Annotated in this window: 13 protein-coding genes and 1 riboswitch; of the genes, 8 read left to right on the top strand and 5 right to left on the bottom strand. The window is 29.5% G+C overall.

All coding sequences use genetic code 11. The features are described from left to right. Position 1: 1 nt before the first annotated feature. Positions 2–1669 carry an NAD+ synthase gene (locus tag IPK18_05335; GenBank protein QQR98935.1) on the bottom strand — a complete coding sequence of 556 codons (1668 nt, stop codon included), beginning with the start codon at positions 1667–1669 and terminating at the stop codon, positions 2–4. Positions 1670–1784: 115 nt separating this feature from the next. Between IPK18_05335 and IPK18_05330 the strand changes: the two genes are divergently transcribed. The 5 genes from IPK18_05330 (at position 1785) to IPK18_05310 (ending at position 9249) form a co-directional block, all read left to right on the top strand. After that, positions 1785–2777, top strand: coding sequence for a hypothetical protein (locus IPK18_05330; GenBank protein QQR98934.1), 993 nt, complete (start codon positions 1785–1787; stop codon positions 2775–2777). Positions 2778–3909: 1132 nt separating this feature from the next. Then, positions 3910–5136 carry a PQQ-like beta-propeller repeat protein gene (locus IPK18_05325; protein QQR98933.1) on the top strand — a complete coding sequence of 409 codons (1227 nt, stop codon included), beginning with the start codon at positions 3910–3912 and terminating at the stop codon, positions 5134–5136. Positions 5137–5171: 35 nt separating this feature from the next. Beyond that, positions 5172–6383, top strand: a complete 1212-nt coding sequence (locus IPK18_05320; protein QQR98932.1) for a phosphoglycerate kinase — start codon at positions 5172–5174, stop codon at positions 6381–6383. 2 nt (positions 6384–6385) lie between these two features. After that, a complete protein-coding gene (locus tag IPK18_05315; GenBank protein QQR98931.1) occupies positions 6386–7378 on the top strand; it encodes an MBL fold metallo-hydrolase in 993 nt (330 codons plus the stop codon). 65 nt (positions 7379–7443) lie between these two features. Beyond that, positions 7444–9249: a tetratricopeptide repeat protein gene (locus IPK18_05310; GenBank protein QQR98930.1), complete on the top strand. Its 1806-nt coding sequence runs from the start codon at positions 7444–7446 to the stop codon at positions 9247–9249. A 2-nt stretch (positions 9250–9251) separates the two neighbouring features. Here the strand turns inward: IPK18_05310 and IPK18_05305 are convergent, their stop codons facing one another. After that, the gene (locus tag IPK18_05305; GenBank protein QQR98929.1) at positions 9252–9710 is read right to left on the bottom strand and encodes a DUF1569 domain-containing protein; all 459 of its coding nucleotides are present in this window, start codon (positions 9708–9710) and stop codon (positions 9252–9254) included. 74 nt (positions 9711–9784) lie between these two features. Here IPK18_05305 and IPK18_05300 point away from each other — a divergent pair, with 74 nt between their 5' ends. From IPK18_05300 to IPK18_05290, 3 genes are all read left to right on the top strand, one after another. After that, complete coding sequence (locus tag IPK18_05300) at positions 9785–10831, top strand: M42 family metallopeptidase (GenBank protein ID QQR98928.1); 1047 nt, start codon at positions 9785–9787, stop codon at positions 10829–10831. A 4-nt stretch (positions 10832–10835) separates the two neighbouring features. Beyond that, positions 10836–11714, top strand: coding sequence for an ethanolamine ammonia-lyase reactivating factor EutA (locus tag IPK18_05295; GenBank protein ID QQR98927.1), 879 nt, complete (start codon positions 10836–10838; stop codon positions 11712–11714). Between the two features lie 141 nt (positions 11715–11855). Beyond that, entirely contained in the window at positions 11856–12812 is a 957-nt protein-coding gene (locus IPK18_05290; GenBank protein ID QQR98926.1) for a Fic family protein, read from the top strand. Here IPK18_05290 and metH read toward each other — a convergent pair. The 3 genes from metH to hisF all read right to left on the bottom strand — a co-directional run bounded on the left by metH (position 12809) and on the right by hisF (position 17633). Continuing rightward, positions 12809–15481, bottom strand: coding sequence for a methionine synthase (gene metH / locus IPK18_05285; protein ID QQR98925.1), 2673 nt, complete (start codon positions 15479–15481; stop codon positions 12809–12811). The two genes, IPK18_05290 and metH, sit on opposite strands and share 4 nt — an antisense overlap. Before the next feature lie 47 nt (positions 15482–15528). Beyond that, complete coding sequence (locus IPK18_05280; protein QQR98924.1) at positions 15529–16530, bottom strand: homocysteine S-methyltransferase family protein; 1002 nt, start codon at positions 16528–16530, stop codon at positions 15529–15531. 87 nt (positions 16531–16617) lie between these two features. Further along, positions 16618–16785: riboswitch (SAM riboswitch) on the bottom strand. A 95-nt stretch (positions 16786–16880) separates the two neighbouring features. Next, positions 16881–17633 carry an imidazole glycerol phosphate synthase subunit HisF gene (gene hisF / locus IPK18_05275; protein QQR98923.1) on the bottom strand — a complete coding sequence of 251 codons (753 nt, stop codon included), beginning with the start codon at positions 17631–17633 and terminating at the stop codon, positions 16881–16883. Between the last annotated feature and the right edge of the window lie 332 nt (positions 17634–17965).

Below are 17965 nucleotides of genomic sequence, written 5' to 3'. Positions count from 1 at the left end.
ATTATTGCTCCAAATATTTCCCAACAATAGGCAATCTTCTTCCACTTCCAAATGCCTTCGGCGATACTCTCAAAATTGGTGGCGTTTGGTGGCGTTTAAATTCTGCTCTATTCACCAATTTTAAAATTCTTGTTACCAACGCATCATCATATCCTAAAATATTTTCAATTTCATCTGGACCTTTTCTATTTTCAATATATTCATACAAAACTTTATCCAATACACCATAATCAGGCAAAGAATCAGAGTCTTTTTGGTCGTGTCTAAGTTCTGCACTTGGTGCTTTTGTTAGTATATGCTTAGGTATTATTTCTTCCTGCTCATTGATGTATTCACATACTTTATAAATCTGAGTTTTATATACATCAGCCAATACAGCCAAGCCACCACACATATCACCATACAAAGTACCATAGCCAACAGCAGCTTCACTTTTATTCGTAGTATTTAGCAAAATATAACCATGTTTGTTGCTCAATGCCATCAAATAGTTTCCACGTATTCTTGCTTGCAAATTTTCTTCAGTTACATCAAATGGCTTATTGTCAAAATGTGGACTAAGAATATTTTCATATACATCAAATACTTCTTTTATTGGAATAATTTTATGTGGCGAACCTAATTTCTCCACTAATTTCAAACTATCATCTACAGAATGATTGGTAGAAAACTGCGAAGGCATTAAAATACTCCAAACATTTTCTGCACCTAATGCACGCACAGCCAAAACCAAAGTCAATGCTGAGTCTACACCACCACTTAAGCCTAAAATTGCTTTCTTAAATCCTAATTTCTTAAAATAATCTCTAATGCCACAAACCAAAGCATCATGTATCAATTGTATCTCATTTTTTGTAGGTTGATGCTGATTTGTTTTTGTAGAAAATGTTTTTTCTATTTCCGAAGATGATTTTAATTCATAAACAGAAATTTGTTCTTCAAAATATGCCATCTCATCAATCAGATTGCCTTTGGCATCCATTACAATACTGCCACCATCAAAAATTAATTCTGTTTGCGCACCAACATGATTACAATAAAAAACAGGAATATTAAATTGAGTAGCATTGTTTCTTACAACATCAATACGCTTTTTGGCTTGTCTATAATTAAACGGCGATGCTGATAGATTCAATAAAATATCAGGTTGCATTTTTGCCAATTCAGCAATAGGATTTATCTTATACAATGGATTTTCTACGCCAGTATCCCAAATATCTTCACAGATGGAAAGTGCAATTTTCTTTCCTTTGTAGCTTACTAAATTAAAATTAGTATTTGGCTCAAAATATCTATACTCATCAAAAACATCATAAGTTGGCAATAAGGTTTTATGTGCAATATATTGTACACTTCCATCAGCAATGAAATAGGCAGAATTATACAAATCTTTTCCATTCTTAGTTGGATTTCGAGATGGCGCACCAACTACCACAGCAATCTTATCTTGAGCAATAGCACATATTTTTTGTATATCAATTTCACACTGTTGTATAAAATGATTAAATTCTAAAAAATCACGTGGAGGATAACCACATATTGCCAATTCTGGAAATAGAATCAAATCTGCTGCTTGTGTAATAGCAATTTCAATGGCGTTTTTTATCTTCTGAAAATTTCCCTCGAAATCTCCAATCATATAATTTTGCTGAGCTAATGCAATCTTCATAGCCTAAAAATAAGTTATTTTTTGTTTCTAAAATCAATATTAAGAAATCTATTCTTTACATTTGTGAAAAATTATAGATGCAAAAATTAAGTATTTCTTATACATTACTACTGTTTTGTTTCTTATTTCTTCATGTACTTGCGAGCAGCAGAAAAACAAACCAAAGAAAGAAATAGAAGTAAAAAAATCAGAAGTTGATATCAAAATCTATCGTTTTGAAAAAGATTGGTACGCTATGAATCCTAATGATATTCCTAGCGAACTAAAAAAATTACAACAACAACATCCAATGATGTTTAATGCCTATTACAATTTTGTAATGGAATTTCCTAGAATGGGAAACGATGCACAACAACAACAAATTGTCAGAGATTTTATCACCAAACCAAATATGCTTGGTTTGTATGATAGTGTAATGAAAAAATATCCTAATTTAGATTTTTTAGAAAAAGAATTGACAGAAGCATTTGTAAATTTTAAAAGCTATTTTCCAGAAAAACCTATTCCAAAAGTTTATACATGTATTACAGAATTTGCAGGATTTCCAGCATTTACTTTCGGCGATAGTTTATTAGGTATTTGTATCGATGATTACTTAGGGCCAAAATATATTTACTATCCAAACTTCTTTCACGATTACCAATTATATAGTTTAGATAAGCCATTTTTAGCAATACAAGCTATGAATGTCATGGCAACCAACCAAATTGATGCACCATCAGCACAATCAACTTTGTTAGATAAAATAATAGTATATGGCAAAATATTATATTTTATAGAAAGTATGTTGCCCAAAACCAAACAAGAAGATATTATAAGATATACAAAACAACAATATGAGTGGTGCGAGAACAACCAAAGACAAATTTGGGGATATTTCTTAGATAAAAAACTACTGTACGAAACTAAACCTGACTATATAAAATATGTTGAAGATGCACCAAGCACATACGGAATGCCAGAAACATCACCAGGAAGAGTAGGTGCGTGGCTAGGCTGGCAGATTATTAGAAATTATATGAAAAACAATCCTAATACAACATTAAAACAACTCATTAGCAATAAAGAAAGTCAAAAAATATTAGAAGCAGCAAATTATAAACCATAAAAAGTTTGAATGACAGAAATTATTCAAAAAATAAAAAACAATGAATTTTTAATTGTTTTTCTTATTTCCATTTTTTCATTTTGTTTTTGTTTTCCAAATTACAATTGGGAATTTTTTCTAAAATCAGCATATCAAATATATGATTTAGTAATTATTCATCCATTTAGTCAAGTAAATGTAATTACAAATAATTATTCAGGTTTAGACAATCATTTTTATAATACTTCGTTCAGATTGTTTGTGCCAATATTTTGTAAAGTGTTTAATTTAAATGTAAAAGAAATGATATATATACAATTTCTTTTACAACCAATTTTTTTATATTCTTTGCATAAGTTTTTCTTGAAATATGGTATTAGAAGAAATCACTCGTATTGTTTTGTAATACTCTTTTCACTTACTTACTTTACAAATTCATTTACTCAACTTTTTCCTTATTTCGATTCGATAGCATTTTTATTGTTGTTGTGGGTGTTGATTATTGATAATTATATAATTAAATATAGTCTACTCTTTTTATCATTCTTTGTAGATGAACGATCAATTATTGCTTCAGTAAGTGTTTTTATAATTTTAAACCACAATATATTAGAAGAAAAGAACTATAAATATTTGTGCAAGAATATCATAACATATGTATTTATAGTAATGTTGTATGCTATTTTAAGATTTGTATTGGGGTATTTTTTTGGATTAAAAATTATTCAGACATTTCAATTAGGTGAAATAATTTTATTTATAAAAAATATAAAATATATAGTCACTCCAATCGTTTACACATATAAAGGAATTGTATTATGTGTATTGTTTTTTATAATATATATAAATATTTCAACAAAAAAGAAAGTATTATATGTAGCGTTATTTTCTGTATTTTATATATCACAGTTACTTTATATGTATACAGTTGAAGATATTACAAGAAGTATTAGTTATACAATGTTTAGTATATTATTATTAGTTTGTGTTACATATAATAAAGTTAGAATAAAGACATATTTTTTTTTAGTTCCAATATTAGTAAGCATTTTTCTAAATAACTACTATATTATAGGTAATTTTAAAAGCCATAATTTTGAGTTTATGAAAATATATTCTATATTGCATTATATAAATTCTTAAAGATATATTTATGAAAAAACCGTTTTTAATTCTTATTTCATTATTATTATTTTCTTTTTTAATTAACATTTCATGTAACCCAGAAAGCAATGTATCACAAAATCCTATTCCTGTTGATACTACTGGAAATGATTTAGAAAATACAAAATTATTATTCACTTCTCAAATAGGAAGCTACGGAATGACACAATATATATTAAATATAAATGGAGAAACAGGAACTTTAGTAAAAGAACATAATATATCTCGAAGTATATTTGGATATATTTATTCTTTTTATAATGACAATAATATATATTTGGCAAAATCTGATAGAATATATGATGATAGTACTGGAGATTATGTTGTTATCGATTCAGTATTTAACTATGATATTAACAATGGGAATATAACATTTTATAAATCTCATATTGCTTCTTATTTGATTTATGATGGAAATAATACTTATTTAGATTCGTCAGGAACATTAACGTGCATTAATACAATTACAAATACACAAATATGGAAAAATAAAATTTCAATATACTCTCCTATATCAATATTTTATGATACACAGAATATCTATTTTAAAGGTTATGATACTCTTTATTGCTTAAATAAAACTAATGGCAGTACAATATGGAAAAAAAGGATAGCAGGCATACCTGAATTTTCAATATATAACAATCATATTATGTATCATAGCTCTAATACTTTAAATTGCATTGATAAAAGAGACGGAAGTATCATTTGGCAAAAATTTAGTCTTGCACAAATATATGATCCAATAAACATATATACTAACAAATCTATTATCTCAAATACAAATAATGAAATTTCATTAATAAATACTGATAATGGTAATGTGCTTTGGACAAAAACAACGGATTCAAAATATTTACAAACATATTCTATAGATAATCAATATTGTTATTTTCTTACTGACAGTTTTAAAGTAGTTAAAAGAAATATTTCTGATGGAGAAATTGCATTAGTATCAGAAAAATTTGACAATAACTTTTTTACATATCCAGGAGGAATAAGTGGTTATCTAAGATTTTCAATGTTAGGCACAGATTCAACTATAATCTTTAACACAGTAAATAAAATATTTGCAATCAAAAAAAATAATTTCAATCTAATATGGCAATATAATGCAAATGAATCTATTATTGATAGTATTCAAGGGTTTGAGATAAATGCAAAATTACAACTTCATTCGTCTAATAAAATTATTTATTCGGAGCCACAATTGTAAAATAAATCTATTGTTTTAAAAATACTTAATAAAAATTGAAAACAATCAATAACATCAATTTCCAAAATGAAAGAGCACTTATTCGTGTAGATTTTAATGTGCCATTAGACAAACAATTTAATATTACTGATGATACACGTATACGAGCAGCATTGCCAACAATCCAGAAAATACTAAACGATGGCGGCAGAGTTGTATTGATGTCACATTTAGGTCGTCCATTAAAAAAATTAAAAGAAGATGGAACTATTGATTATGAAAAATTTAGTCTAAAACATATAGTAGCACACTTATCAGCTTTATTACAAAAAGAAGTAAAATTTGCTAATGATTGTATTAGTGATGACGCATTACAATCATCATCACAACTTAAAAACGGAGAAGTTTTATTATTAGAAAATACAAGATTCTATAAAGAAGAAGAAAAAGGCGATGCAGACTTTGCTAAGAAATTAGCACAACATGGAACTATCTATGTAAATGACGCATTTGGCACAGCACATAGAGCACATGCAAGCACCACAATTGTTGCCAATTATTTTGAGGATAATAAAAAATGCTTTGGATTATTAATGAATGATGAATTACAAAATGCAGATAAAGTACTCAAACAAGCAGAAAAACCATTAGTAGCAATTTTGGGTGGTGCCAAAGTTTCTGATAAAATATTAATTATAGAAAATTTATTAAACATTGCCAATCAAATCATCATTGGTGGTGGCATGGCATATACATTTTTTAAAGCACAAGGTGGCAAAATAGGAAACTCATTAGTAGAAGAAGATAAACTATCATTGGCATTAGAAATCTTAGAAAAAGCAAAACAAAAGAACGTACAAATATTATTGCCACCAGATAGTATTATTGCTGATAAATTTGACAACGAAGCAAATACACAAATAGCAGAAAATAACAATATTCCAGTTGGATGGATGGGATTGGATATAGGTGAAAAAGCAGTTCAAGAATTTACTTCAGTAATAAAGAATGCAAAAACTATTTTGTGGAATGGACCAATGGGTGTTTTTGAAATGCCAACATTCCAAAATGGTACCAAACAAGTTGCATTAGCTATTGCTGAGGCAACAAAAAATGGCGCATTTAGTTTAGTAGGTGGTGGCGATAGCGTAGCAGCAGTCAATCAATTCAATTTGGCAGATAAGGTAAGCTATGTAAGCACAGGTGGAGGCGCAATGCTCGAGTATTTTGAAGGAAAAACATTACCAGGCGTTGCAGTGTTATTATAATAATGCCAGAATATAAATCAAATCCAAACTTAAAGTTTATAAGAGACAATATACAAGGAAACTTATATATTGATGGTCAATTTGTGTTTGATACTAAGATTGAAAAAATCCCATACCAAAATTTAGTCAAGTGGATGTTTAATGGAAATCCACAAAGAGACAAAAAAAAACAGGATAAATACGCACCAAATGTTATTATCAATAATGAAATAACAAAAGGCGAAGAAGATAAAATTGTATGGTTAGGGCATTCAACTTTTTATATTCAAATAAATAATGTGCGCATTATTACAGATCCAGTTTTCTTTAATCTGGCACCAATACGCATGCATCGCAGACATGCATTACCATGCAATATTGCAGACTTACAAAATATAGATTACATCTTACTGTCTCACGGACATAGAGATCATTTAGATATTCCTTCTTTAAAAAATATTTTAAAGTATAATAAAGATGTAGAAGTATTGTGCCCATTAGGTTTCTATGATATGCTAAGCAATATTGGATTTAAAAAAATACAAGAAGCAGCATGGTGGCAAAAGTATATTACTGAAAAAATAGAAATAGATTTTCTGCCAGCCAAACATTGGAACAGAAGAAATGTATTTGATTTTAATACAACACTTTGGGGTAGTTTTGCCATATGTTCTAATACAAAGAAAATATATTTCGCAGGAGATACAGCTTATGCACACCACTTTAAAACTATAAAAGAACAATATAAATATTTTGATGTTGCCTTAATGCCAATTGGCGCATACAAACCAAAATACATTATGGAGTGGGCACACATGTCACCACAAGAAGCTGTGCATGCAAGCAATGAATTGAATGTGAAAAATTTTATTCCAATGCATTATGGCACTTACGATTTGAGTGATGAACCAGCATCAGAGCCAATAAAAATAACAGCACAACAGAAAAATGACAATATTTTATCAGCAGATTTAAAAATATTAGACGTAGGCGAAACGTATATTTTATCTAATTAATAGAAATCTAATTAACTAATTTTAATAACAATCTTAGTCTAAAGTTTGTATATTTAATTGTTATAATGCTACGAATTCAAATATTACTCATTATTGTTTTGTCATTCTTTCTATCTAATGCACAAGATGGAAATTACAATCATTACTTAGCAAGGCAATTTGCAGAAAATGGAGAGTTTGCAAAAGCAGCAGAATACTATGCTGAATTATTTAATGAAGACCAAGGCTTAATGTATTACCAAGAGTATTTGGATGTTTTACTAAAAATAAATGATTATGTAGCATTAGAAAAGATGATAAAATCAGCTTATAAAAAATCAGTAAATAATAGTATTTATTTAATAGATTTAGCAGATATATATAAAAATCAAAATAAAATTAATGAAACCAATAAATTGTACGACAAAATAATAAAAGACTTACCTAATAGTACAATACAAATTAAAAATATAGCAGATAAATTTATTCAATCGCAATTATACGATGAAGCTTTTAAATGTTACATAAAAGGAAAGGAATTGCTGAAAAATAAACAACTGTTTAATCTAGAAATTGCAAATATTTATCTATTAAAAAATGATTTTAATAGTATGGTTCAAGCATATTTAGATGAAGCAACTTCACAAACAGATAATCTAAATGCAATTTACAATGGTTTGCTCACAGCAATGACTACAGAAGAGAAAAAAGATTATATTGAAAAATCATTATTACAAAGAGTTGGGAAAGATAAAACACTATTAGTGTATCAAGATATTCTGGTTTGGTTGTATATGCATCGCAATGATTTTGATGGCGCAATTATTCAAGCAAAATCACTGGATATGCAAAGAAATGGTGATGGCTCAAGCGTAATGAGAATTGCAAATGCAGCAATGCAACAAAAAGACTATAATGCAGCAATAAAAGGATTTCAATATGTAATTAATAAAGGAACACATAATTATTGGTTCTTAAATGCAAGTTTAGCCTTAATCAACGCGAAAAAAGAAAAACTACTACAACAATCAAAATACAATACAGAAGATATATTATCACTAAAAGATACCTATTTATCATTCATTAATCAACATCAAAACAACGAAAATACTTTTGATGCAATAATAGAACTTGCTAACCTAGAAGCTTTGTATCTACACCAAACAGATTCTGCAATAGGTAGAATAGAGTATATTATTCAACAACCAAAAATAAATAATGAGTTATTAGCAAAGGCTAAACTTAGCTTGGGCGATTACTATATAATACAAAACAACCCATGGGATGCTAGACTATTATACACACAAGTAGAAAAAGATATGAAAGGCACACCACTTGGTGAAGATGCAAAATATAGAAATGCCAGACTATCTTATTTTAAAGGAGATTTTGAATGGGCACAAACACAACTCAAAATCATAAAAGCTAATACAACAGAATATATTTCCAACGATGCAATAGATTTATCAGTTTTTATTTTAGATAATCTAAACACAGATGAAACAGATATTGCTTTAATCCAATTTGCGCAAGCAGATATGCTACAATTTCAAAATAGAAAAGCAGAATCAAAAGATACATTAACTCAAATTATTAAAGAAAACAAAGGTTCATCGTTAGAAGACGATGTATACTATTTATTTTATAAGATAGAAAGAAGCGAACAACAATATACCAAAGCATTAGACTATTTATTAAAAATAGAAGATAATTTTAGTGATGATATTTTGATAGACAATGCCTTGTTTTACATAGCAGAACTATATCAATATTATTTGTACAATGACGAACTAGCAAAGAATTATTATGAAAAAATAATTCTGAATTATAAAGACAGCACTTTCAGTATTGAAGCAAGAAAAAGATACAGAAAACTAAGAGGAGATAGCTAAAACTATACACCAAATTGTTGCAAGTGATGGTCAAGATGCTTGTAAAACATATTGTTCCATTCAATAGCATTTAATACACCAAAAGACACAGATTCTTTCCCTTCAAAAAATGAAGTTCCTTTCTTTAAAACATTATCCATGTAGGTATAAAGTCTTTGTTTTTCTTTGTCAAAATTTCGCTCATCAGTTATGATGAATGCAGGAGCAGTTTTTGAATCTTTTTTATAAGGTTGTTCACTAACAACTATTGGTTTTACAAATTTTTTAAGCATTATTTTCACCAAAAAATTAGGACTATCTTTTCTTTCATCAAATGCATATTCATAAGTTACATTACAATGAGCCAACATTTGTGTAGCATTCATTTTTCCCCAAATTGGTTTTGTTTCAGGAGTTACTTTCTCAATTCTTTCTTTTAATTGATTTACAATATTTTCTTGAAATACACTTGGTAATGCCATAAGTTTTTTTCGCAAAGGTATAAAATTTTAAGTATATGCATTTATTTTAGTAATTTTGTTCAATATATTTAGATATGGAAATAAACGTTAAACTTTTAGCAAAAATTTGCGAAACACCAGGCACATCTGGATACGAACAACAAGTAAGAAAATTAGTTTTAGAAGAGTTAAAGAATATAGACGTAGTTACTGAAGTAGATAACTTAGGTAATCTATATGCAATAAAAAAAGGTAAAGATAGTAGCAAACGTGTGATGATTGCTGCACACATGGATGAAATAGGTTTTATTGTAAAACATATAGATGAAAATGGCTTTCTAAGATTTCATACATTAGGCGGATTTGATCCAAAAACATTAACTGCACAGCGTGTAATAGTACACGGTAAAAAAGATGTAGTTGGTGTAATGAGCAGTAAGCCAATTCATATAATGACTGCCGAAGAAAGAGCAAAACCAGCAAGCATCTCAGATTATTTTATAGACTTAGGAATGTCTGCCGAAGAAGTAAAATCAAATATATCAATTGGTGATCCAATTACACGCGAACGTACATTAATTGAAATGGGCAATTGTGTAAACTGTAAATCAATAGACAACAGAGTTGCTGTATATATTTTAATAGAAACACTAAAGCTTTTAAAAGATTGTCCTTATGATATATATGGTGTTTTTACAGTACAAGAAGAAGTAGGTATACGTGGCGCAAATGTTGCTGCACACAATATCAATCCTACATTTGGTTTTGGATTAGATACAACCATTGCATTCGATTTGCCAGGTTCAAAACCAGAAGAGCAAGTAACACAACTAGGTAATGGTGTTGCCATAAAAATTATGGACTCAAGTACCATTTGCGATTACAGAATGGTAAAATTCCAAAAGAAAATAGCAACTGAATATAATATTAAATGGCAACCTGAATTGCTTACAATGGGTGGCACAGACACTGCAGGTATTCAAAGAATGGGAAAAACAGGTGCTGTTGCTGGAGCAATATCAATTCCAACTAGACATTTGCACCAAGTAATAGAAATGGCACATAAAGAAGATATTGCAAATGCAATTCTATTACTAAAACATTGTTGCGAACATTTAGATACAATAGATTTAGAATTCTAATTAGATGAAATTTGCTGCAATAGATATAGGATCAAATGCTGTAAGGCTAATTTTTGTAAATGTATACGAAACAGAAAATGGTGTGCAATATGTAAAAGATGCCATGTATAGAGTAGCATTTAGATTAGGTGAAGAAGCATTCATTAATGGAGAATTTTCTGAGAAGAAAACAAAAGATATCTTGTCTACGATGAAAGCTTATAAGCATTTAATAGCTATTCATCAGCCAGTACAAGTTATGGCTTGTGCTACATCAGCTATGCGCGATGCAAAAAATTCTGGAGTAATTGTTGAGAAAGTATTCAAAAAAACAGGAATAAAAATCGAAGTTATTTCTGGACATAGAGAAGCAGAGTTTGTTTTATCTAATCATGTTGAAACATTAGACTTAAAACACCATCACAATTATTTGTATATCGATGTTGGTGGTGGAAGTACAGAATTAATTTTATTAAGCAAAGGCAAGACAATAGATAAGCAGTCATTCAATATAGGCACACTTAGAATAAGTATGGGCAATGACAAAAAAGAGCAATGGCGATTGATGCAAAAATGGCTAACAGAAATTAGCACAAAGTATAAGCATATTCAAGGCATTGGTGTTGGTGGAAATATCAATACAATACAAAAAAGTTTTGCTAAAGCTAAATCTATTTTTGTGCATGAGCATGATATACAAAACACACTAGATAAGTTAGAACATCTAAGTATAGATGAACGAATTATACAATTTGGCTTACGACCAGACAGAGCTGATGTAATAGTACCAGCAGCAAAAATATTTAAGTTTATAATGAACCATGCAAATATTTCATCATTGATGGTACCCAAAGTAGGCCTAGGTGATGGTATGATACACTACATGTACGAGCATTATAAATAATAATCTTCTTTTACATTTCTTTTATAGTATTTAGAATAGAAATTTCTTATTTAATTAGAAAGTTTTGTAAAATGATACTAATATCGGATAAATAATTAAATATAGCTAGCCGATATTAATAAAAAATAGTATTTTTGTAGTATGGAATGGCAAAACTATCCATATGAGTTTGATGGCTTAGATAAATATCTACAAAGAATAGAACAGAAAAAGCTATTGTTAGATTCTTTTAGACCGATTCCAGCTTATCAATTAAAATCAATAAAAGAAAGCCTAAACTTGGAATGGGTTTATAATTCTAATAGTATAGAAGGAAATACACTTACATTACAAGAAACCAAATTGATAATTGAAGAAGGATTTACAATTAAAGGGAAATCATTAAGAGAACATTTCGAAGCTGTAAATCATCAAGATGCAATTGTTTTTATAGAAAATTTAATATCGGATAAGTATAAATTAAATACATACGATATTATGGAAACACATAACTTAGTTCTACAAAAAATAGAAAAAGATTTTGCTGGAAGATATAGAACTGGTGGTGTAAGAATTGCTGGTGCAAATTACATACCACCAAATGCACTTAAAGTAAATACTTTAATGGAAGAATTGATTTATTGGAATAATCATTCAGAATTAAATCTAATTGTAAAAAATGCAATTTTTCATCATCGTTTTGTGTGGATACATCCATTTTTTGATGGCAATGGAAGAACTGTGCGTTTAATAAGTAATCTATTATTGATGCAAGCAGGTTTTCCACCAGCTATTATTTTAAAGAATGATAGAAAAAAATATTATACTGCATTAAACTTAGCCAATAAAGGAAACTATAGTAAGTTATTATTATTAGTAATACAATCAGTAGAACGTTCTTTGGATATTTATTTATCTAACTTAAATAATACTTACGAAGATTATCAGCCTATTAGTAATATTGTATCAGAGCCTGGAGTTCCTTACGGACAAGAGTATGTAAGTCTTTTAGCAAGACAAGGTAAAATAGATGCTTATAAAGATAGCAGAAATTGGCTAACTACCAAAGATGCTGTTTTAGACTATATGAAAAGACGAGAGCGAAAAAGGAAGGTTTAATACCCTAAAATGCTACCTAACCAACGTTCCGTTTTTTCTATTGGCATGTTCTTTCTATTAGCATAGTCTTCTACTTGGTCTTTGGCTAATTTGCCTATTCCAAAATATTTACTATCAGGATGCGAGAAATACCAACCACTTACTGCTGCAGTTGGGTACATTGCCATACTTTCTGTAAGTGTAATGCCTGCATTTTCTGTTGCATTTAATATATCAAACAATGCAATTTTCTCTGTGTGGTCTGGGCATGCTGGATAGCCTGGTGCTGGACGAATTCCATTGTATTTTTCTTTTATTAATTCATCATTGCTAAGGTCTTCTGTTTTATCATATGCCCAAAATTCTTTACGTACACGCTCGTGCATGCGCTCAGCAATAGCTTCTGCTAATCTATCAGCAAGTACTTTTATCATGATAGAATTATAGTCATCATGTTGTGCTTCAAATTCTTTTATTTTTTCTTCTATGCCAATTCCTGCTGTTACTGCAAATGCACCTATGTAATCTTCCTTCTGTGATGAGATTGGAGCAACAAAATCTGCAAGTGATATATTTGGCAAACCATCTGCTTTTTTTAGTTGCTGGCGTAGATGGTGTAATGTAATGATTTTACTATCGGCAATAATTTCTATATCATCATCATTTATTGTATTTGCTTTGAAGAAGCCAATAACTGCTTTTGCTGTTAGCCATTTTTCTTGAATAATTTTATCTAACATAACATTTGCATCTGCAAATAATTTCTTTGCTTCTGCGCCAACAATTTTATCATCTAATATTGTTGGATATTTGCCATGTAGTTCCCATGCTTGGAAGAATGGTGTCCAATCTATATAATTGCGTAATTCGGCAATATCATAATTCTCAAAAGTTTTTAATCCTAAAAAAGTTGGTTTTGGTGGTGTGTAATTTGCCCAATTTATTACAGTTTTATTTTTTCTTGCCTCATCAATAGAAATATAGTCCTTAGTTGTATGCTTACTATAATGACGCTGACGCATTTGCTCATATTCTTCTTGAATCTGGATCTTAAGTTTCTTTGTGTCTTCTACATTCATTAATTGTGTAGCAATAGGCACACTTCGTGATGCATCTAATACATGTATTGTTATTCCAGAATAGTTCTGTTCTATTTTTACTGCTGTATGCAATTTTGATGTTGTTGCGCCACCAATTAGCAATGGAATTTTTATATTTCTACGCTCCATTTCTTTGGCAACATCTACCATTTCATCTAATGATGGTGTAATTAAACCACTCAATCCAATTATATCAACATTATGCTCAATTGCTGCATCTAAAATCTTTTCTGCAGGCACCATTACACCTAAATCTATTATCTCAAAATTATTACATGCTAAAACTACACCAACAATATTTTTTCCAATATCATGTACATCGCCTTTTACAGTTGCTAATAATATTTTTCCTAGCTTTCTTGCACCACCTTGTTGTTCTGCTTCGATGAATGGTTGTAAAAATGCAACTGCTTTTTTCATTACACGTGCACTTTTTACTACTTGTGGTAAAAACATTTTTCCTGCACCAAATAAATCGCCTACTACATTCATGCCATCCATCAATGGTCCTTCTATTACTTCAATTGGTCTACTATATTGTTGTCTACAAGCTTCAGTGTCTTCATCAATATATTCTACAATTCCTTTTACTAGTGCATATTTTAGTCGCTCTTGTACACTTTGATTTCTCCATGTTAAATCTTCTTCTTTTTTCTTTGCAGTGCCTTTTACGGTTTCTGCATATTCTAATAAAAGTTCTGTTGCATCATCACGTCTATTTAATAATACATCTTCTACTTTTTCTAATAGTTCTTTATTTATATCATCATACACTTCAAGCATCGAAGGATTTACAATGCCCATATCCATTCCATGTTGTATACCATGGTAAAGAAATGCTGAATGCATAGCTTCTCTAACTACATTATTTCCTCTAAAAGAAAATGATACATTGGAAACACCACCAGAAACATGCGCACCTTTTAGGTTTTTTCTAATCCATTTTGTAGCATTAAAGAAATCAAGGGCATTGTTTTTATGTTCATCCATTCCTGTGGCAACTGGAAATATATTTGGATCGAAAATAATATCATTAGGATTAAATTTGACTACATTAACTAAGATATCATAGCTTCTTTTGCATATATCTATTCTTCTTTGATAATTGTCTGCCTGTCCATTTTCATCAAAAGCCATTACTACTGTAGCAGCACCATATTTTTTTATCAATTTTGCTTGTTTAATAAACTCTTCTTCGCCACTTTTTAATGAAATAGAATTGACAATAGATTTTCCTTGTACACATTTTAGTCCTGCTTCGATAATTTCCCATTTTGAAGAGTCTATCATGATTGGAATACGTGCAATATCAGGTTCTGAAGCAATGAGATTTAAAAACGTAACCATAGTATTTACACCATCTATCATACCTTCATCCATATTTACATCAAGTACTTGAGCACCACCACGAACTTGATCTAAAGCTACTGAAAGTGCATCTTCGTAGCGTTCTTCCTTTATCATCTTTAAAAAGACTTTAGAGCCAGTTACGTTGGTACGTTCTCCAATGTTAATGAAATTAGATTGAGGTGTAATTATCAAAGGTTCAAGTCCTGATAATCTTAAGGTTGTACAGTCAGATTCGTTCATTTTTATTGTATTTACCTATAGTTTATTTTAGATTTATATAAAATACTTTAGTATTGTTGTTGTAATTTATTGATTAATCTTGGTTGATAACTTTTTGCTACTTCAGCAAAACATTTGATATGAGCTGGTGTGGTACCACAACAGCCGCCAAGTATATTTATTATTCCTAGTTCTAAATATTCTTTTACTGCATCTGCCATTTGTTCTGGCGTTTCATCATATCCACCAAAAGCATTTGGCAAGCCTGCATTAGGATAAGCACTTACAAAAAATGGAGCTTCTTTTGCTAATACTTGTAAATATGGTCTTAATTCTTTGGCACCTAAAGCACAATTTAATCCTACAGAAAACAATGGAACATGTGACATAGAAATTAGAAATGCTTCTGTTGTTTGTCCACTCAATGTTCGTCCTGAAGCATCTGTAATTGTACCAGAAACCATAACAGGAACTTCTGACTTATTTTCCTCAAATAAAGTTTGGATAGCAAATAATGCTGCTTTTGCATTTAGAGTATCAAAGATTGTTTCAACTAATAGAATATCTGCACCACCATCTATTAAAGCTTTTGCTTGAAAATAATATGCATTAACTAGTTCATCAAAACTTATTGCTCTAAATCCTGGATTGTTTACATCTGGAGATATTGATGCTGTACGATTGGTTGGTCCCATTGCTCCAGCAACAAATCTTGGAAAATCAGTAAATTCTTGTGCTACCTCTTTTGCAATTTTTGCTGATTGGTAGTTTATTTCATAAACAGCATCTTCTAAATGATAATCTGCTTGTGCTATAGTTGTTCCGCTAAATGTATTTGTTTCTACGATATCTGCGCCTGCTTGAAAATATTGTCGATGAATTTCTTTTATTATCTCAGGACGTGTGATAGACAATAAGTCATTATTTCCTTTAAGTGGAGAAATGTGTTCCTTAAATTGTTCGCCACGGTAATCTTCTTCATTTAGCTTATAACGTTGAATCATTGTTCCCATTGCGCCATCAAGGATGAGAATTTTTTGTTGAGCAATATTGTATAATTGGTGTGTCATAATTATATTTAAATAATAATTTTTAGTATTAATAAATTCAATAAATTAATGATAAATTTAATTACTAAATAAGAGAAGATAAAAGTCTACTTATCGTTCCTCAAATAATAAGGTAGGATTTGGCACCTTTTTGTCAGATTGTTTCTACTCTTAGATACAAATAATTAATAAATTATTTTATAATCAGTTTTCAAGTATCTTACAAGGTTGCCAAGACATCATTGGGCCTATTCCCTCCGTCTTTCGTAATAAGCACATTAAGTTAAAGAACTATGATGCAATATTACAATAAAAGTATGAATTAAAAAATGTCACATGATAACAAATTTTTGTACTAAGGAAACTGATTATTATATCCTAATAGATATTCCTTTTGTATTTAGATATTGTTTTAATTCAGGAATTGGAACTTCTCCAAAGTGAAATATAGATGCAGCTAATGCAGCATCTGCTTTTGCAATTTTAAATATACCTTCAAAGTGTTCTTTATTTCCTGCACCACCACTTGCAATAACTGGAATATTTAGTGTATTTGCACAATATTCAGTAATATCTAATGCAAAACCTTGTTTTGTTCCATCATGGTTCATTGATGTTAATAGTATTTCTCCAGCACCACGTTCTTGTACTTCCAGAACCCAATTTTTGGTATAAATAGATGTTGCTTCTCGCCCACCTTTTACATAAACTTTCCAATCATCCTCCAATTTTGTATCTATAGCAACAACTATACATTGAGAGCCAAATTGTTTAGAAAGTTCATCTATTAAACCTGGGTTTTTTACAGCGGAAGAGTTTATAGAAACTTTATCAGCACCAGCACCCAGCAATACATCTACATCTTGTATCGTAGAAATTCCGCCACCAACAGTGAAAGGAATATTTATTGTATATGCTATTTTTTTTACTAGTTCTGCAAATGTTTTTCTATTCTCAACAGTTGCAGTGATATCTAAAAAAACTAATTCATCTGCACCTTGTTCTACATATTTTTGTGATAATTCCACAGGGTCTCCAGCATGAATTAAATCTATAAAATTAATACCTTTTACAGTTTGTCCATCTTTTATATCTAAACAAGGAATTATTCTTTTTGCTAACACAGATGCAAATATATAATTTTATTCTTACATGACTTTGTTATGCTCTTTAAGGTAATTTAATAAATAGTTTTCCTAAAGAACCATCTAAAATAAATATATATATGCGATTTAAGGTTTTTTTAATATATACTTTGGTTAAGAAAATCAATAAAATAGTATTCTTTCTTCACATTTAGTATGATAATGCTATTGCAAAGTTATTAACATTTTTACTTTTTGTTGATTATTTCAAAAAAAAAAACTAAATTTGTAGATTAAAATACGTTAAAAACTATCTAGGGGTAAATTAAAAAAAGTTAATTATAGATATATGATACGTAAAATTTGCGTTT

The organism is Sphingobacteriales bacterium, assembly GCA_016699615.1.
In the GTDB taxonomy this organism is placed as follows: Bacteria; Bacteroidota; Bacteroidia; order Chitinophagales; family JADIYW01; genus JADJSS01.
This window is presented reverse-complemented; position numbering and strand designations above follow the sequence as displayed.

What these genes read in the sequence shown, in the direction of transcription:
- IPK18_05335 (QQR98935.1), bottom strand. Translation starts at nt 1,669, where the DNA reads ATGAAGATTGCATTAGCTCAGCAAAATTATATGATTGGAGATTTCGAG.
- IPK18_05295 (QQR98927.1), top strand. Translation starts at nt 10,836, where the DNA reads ATGAAATTTGCTGCAATAGATATAGGATCAAATGCTGTAAGGCTAATT.
- IPK18_05290 (QQR98926.1), top strand. Translation starts at nt 11,856, where the DNA reads ATGGAATGGCAAAACTATCCATATGAGTTTGATGGCTTAGATAAATAT.
- IPK18_05310 (QQR98930.1), top strand. Translation starts at nt 7,444, where the DNA reads ATGCTACGAATTCAAATATTACTCATTATTGTTTTGTCATTCTTTCTA.
- IPK18_05315 (QQR98931.1), top strand. Translation starts at nt 6,386, where the DNA reads ATGCCAGAATATAAATCAAATCCAAACTTAAAGTTTATAAGAGACAAT.
- metH (QQR98925.1), bottom strand. Translation starts at nt 15,481, where the DNA reads ATGAACGAATCTGACTGTACAACCTTAAGATTATCAGGACTTGAACCT.
- IPK18_05300 (QQR98928.1), top strand. Translation starts at nt 9,785, where the DNA reads ATGGAAATAAACGTTAAACTTTTAGCAAAAATTTGCGAAACACCAGGC.
- IPK18_05280 (QQR98924.1), bottom strand. Translation starts at nt 16,530, where the DNA reads ATGACACACCAATTATACAATATTGCTCAACAAAAAATTCTCATCCTT.
- IPK18_05305 (QQR98929.1), bottom strand. Translation starts at nt 9,710, where the DNA reads ATGGCATTACCAAGTGTATTTCAAGAAAATATTGTAAATCAATTAAAA.
- IPK18_05325 (QQR98933.1), top strand. Translation starts at nt 3,910, where the DNA reads ATGAAAAAACCGTTTTTAATTCTTATTTCATTATTATTATTTTCTTTT.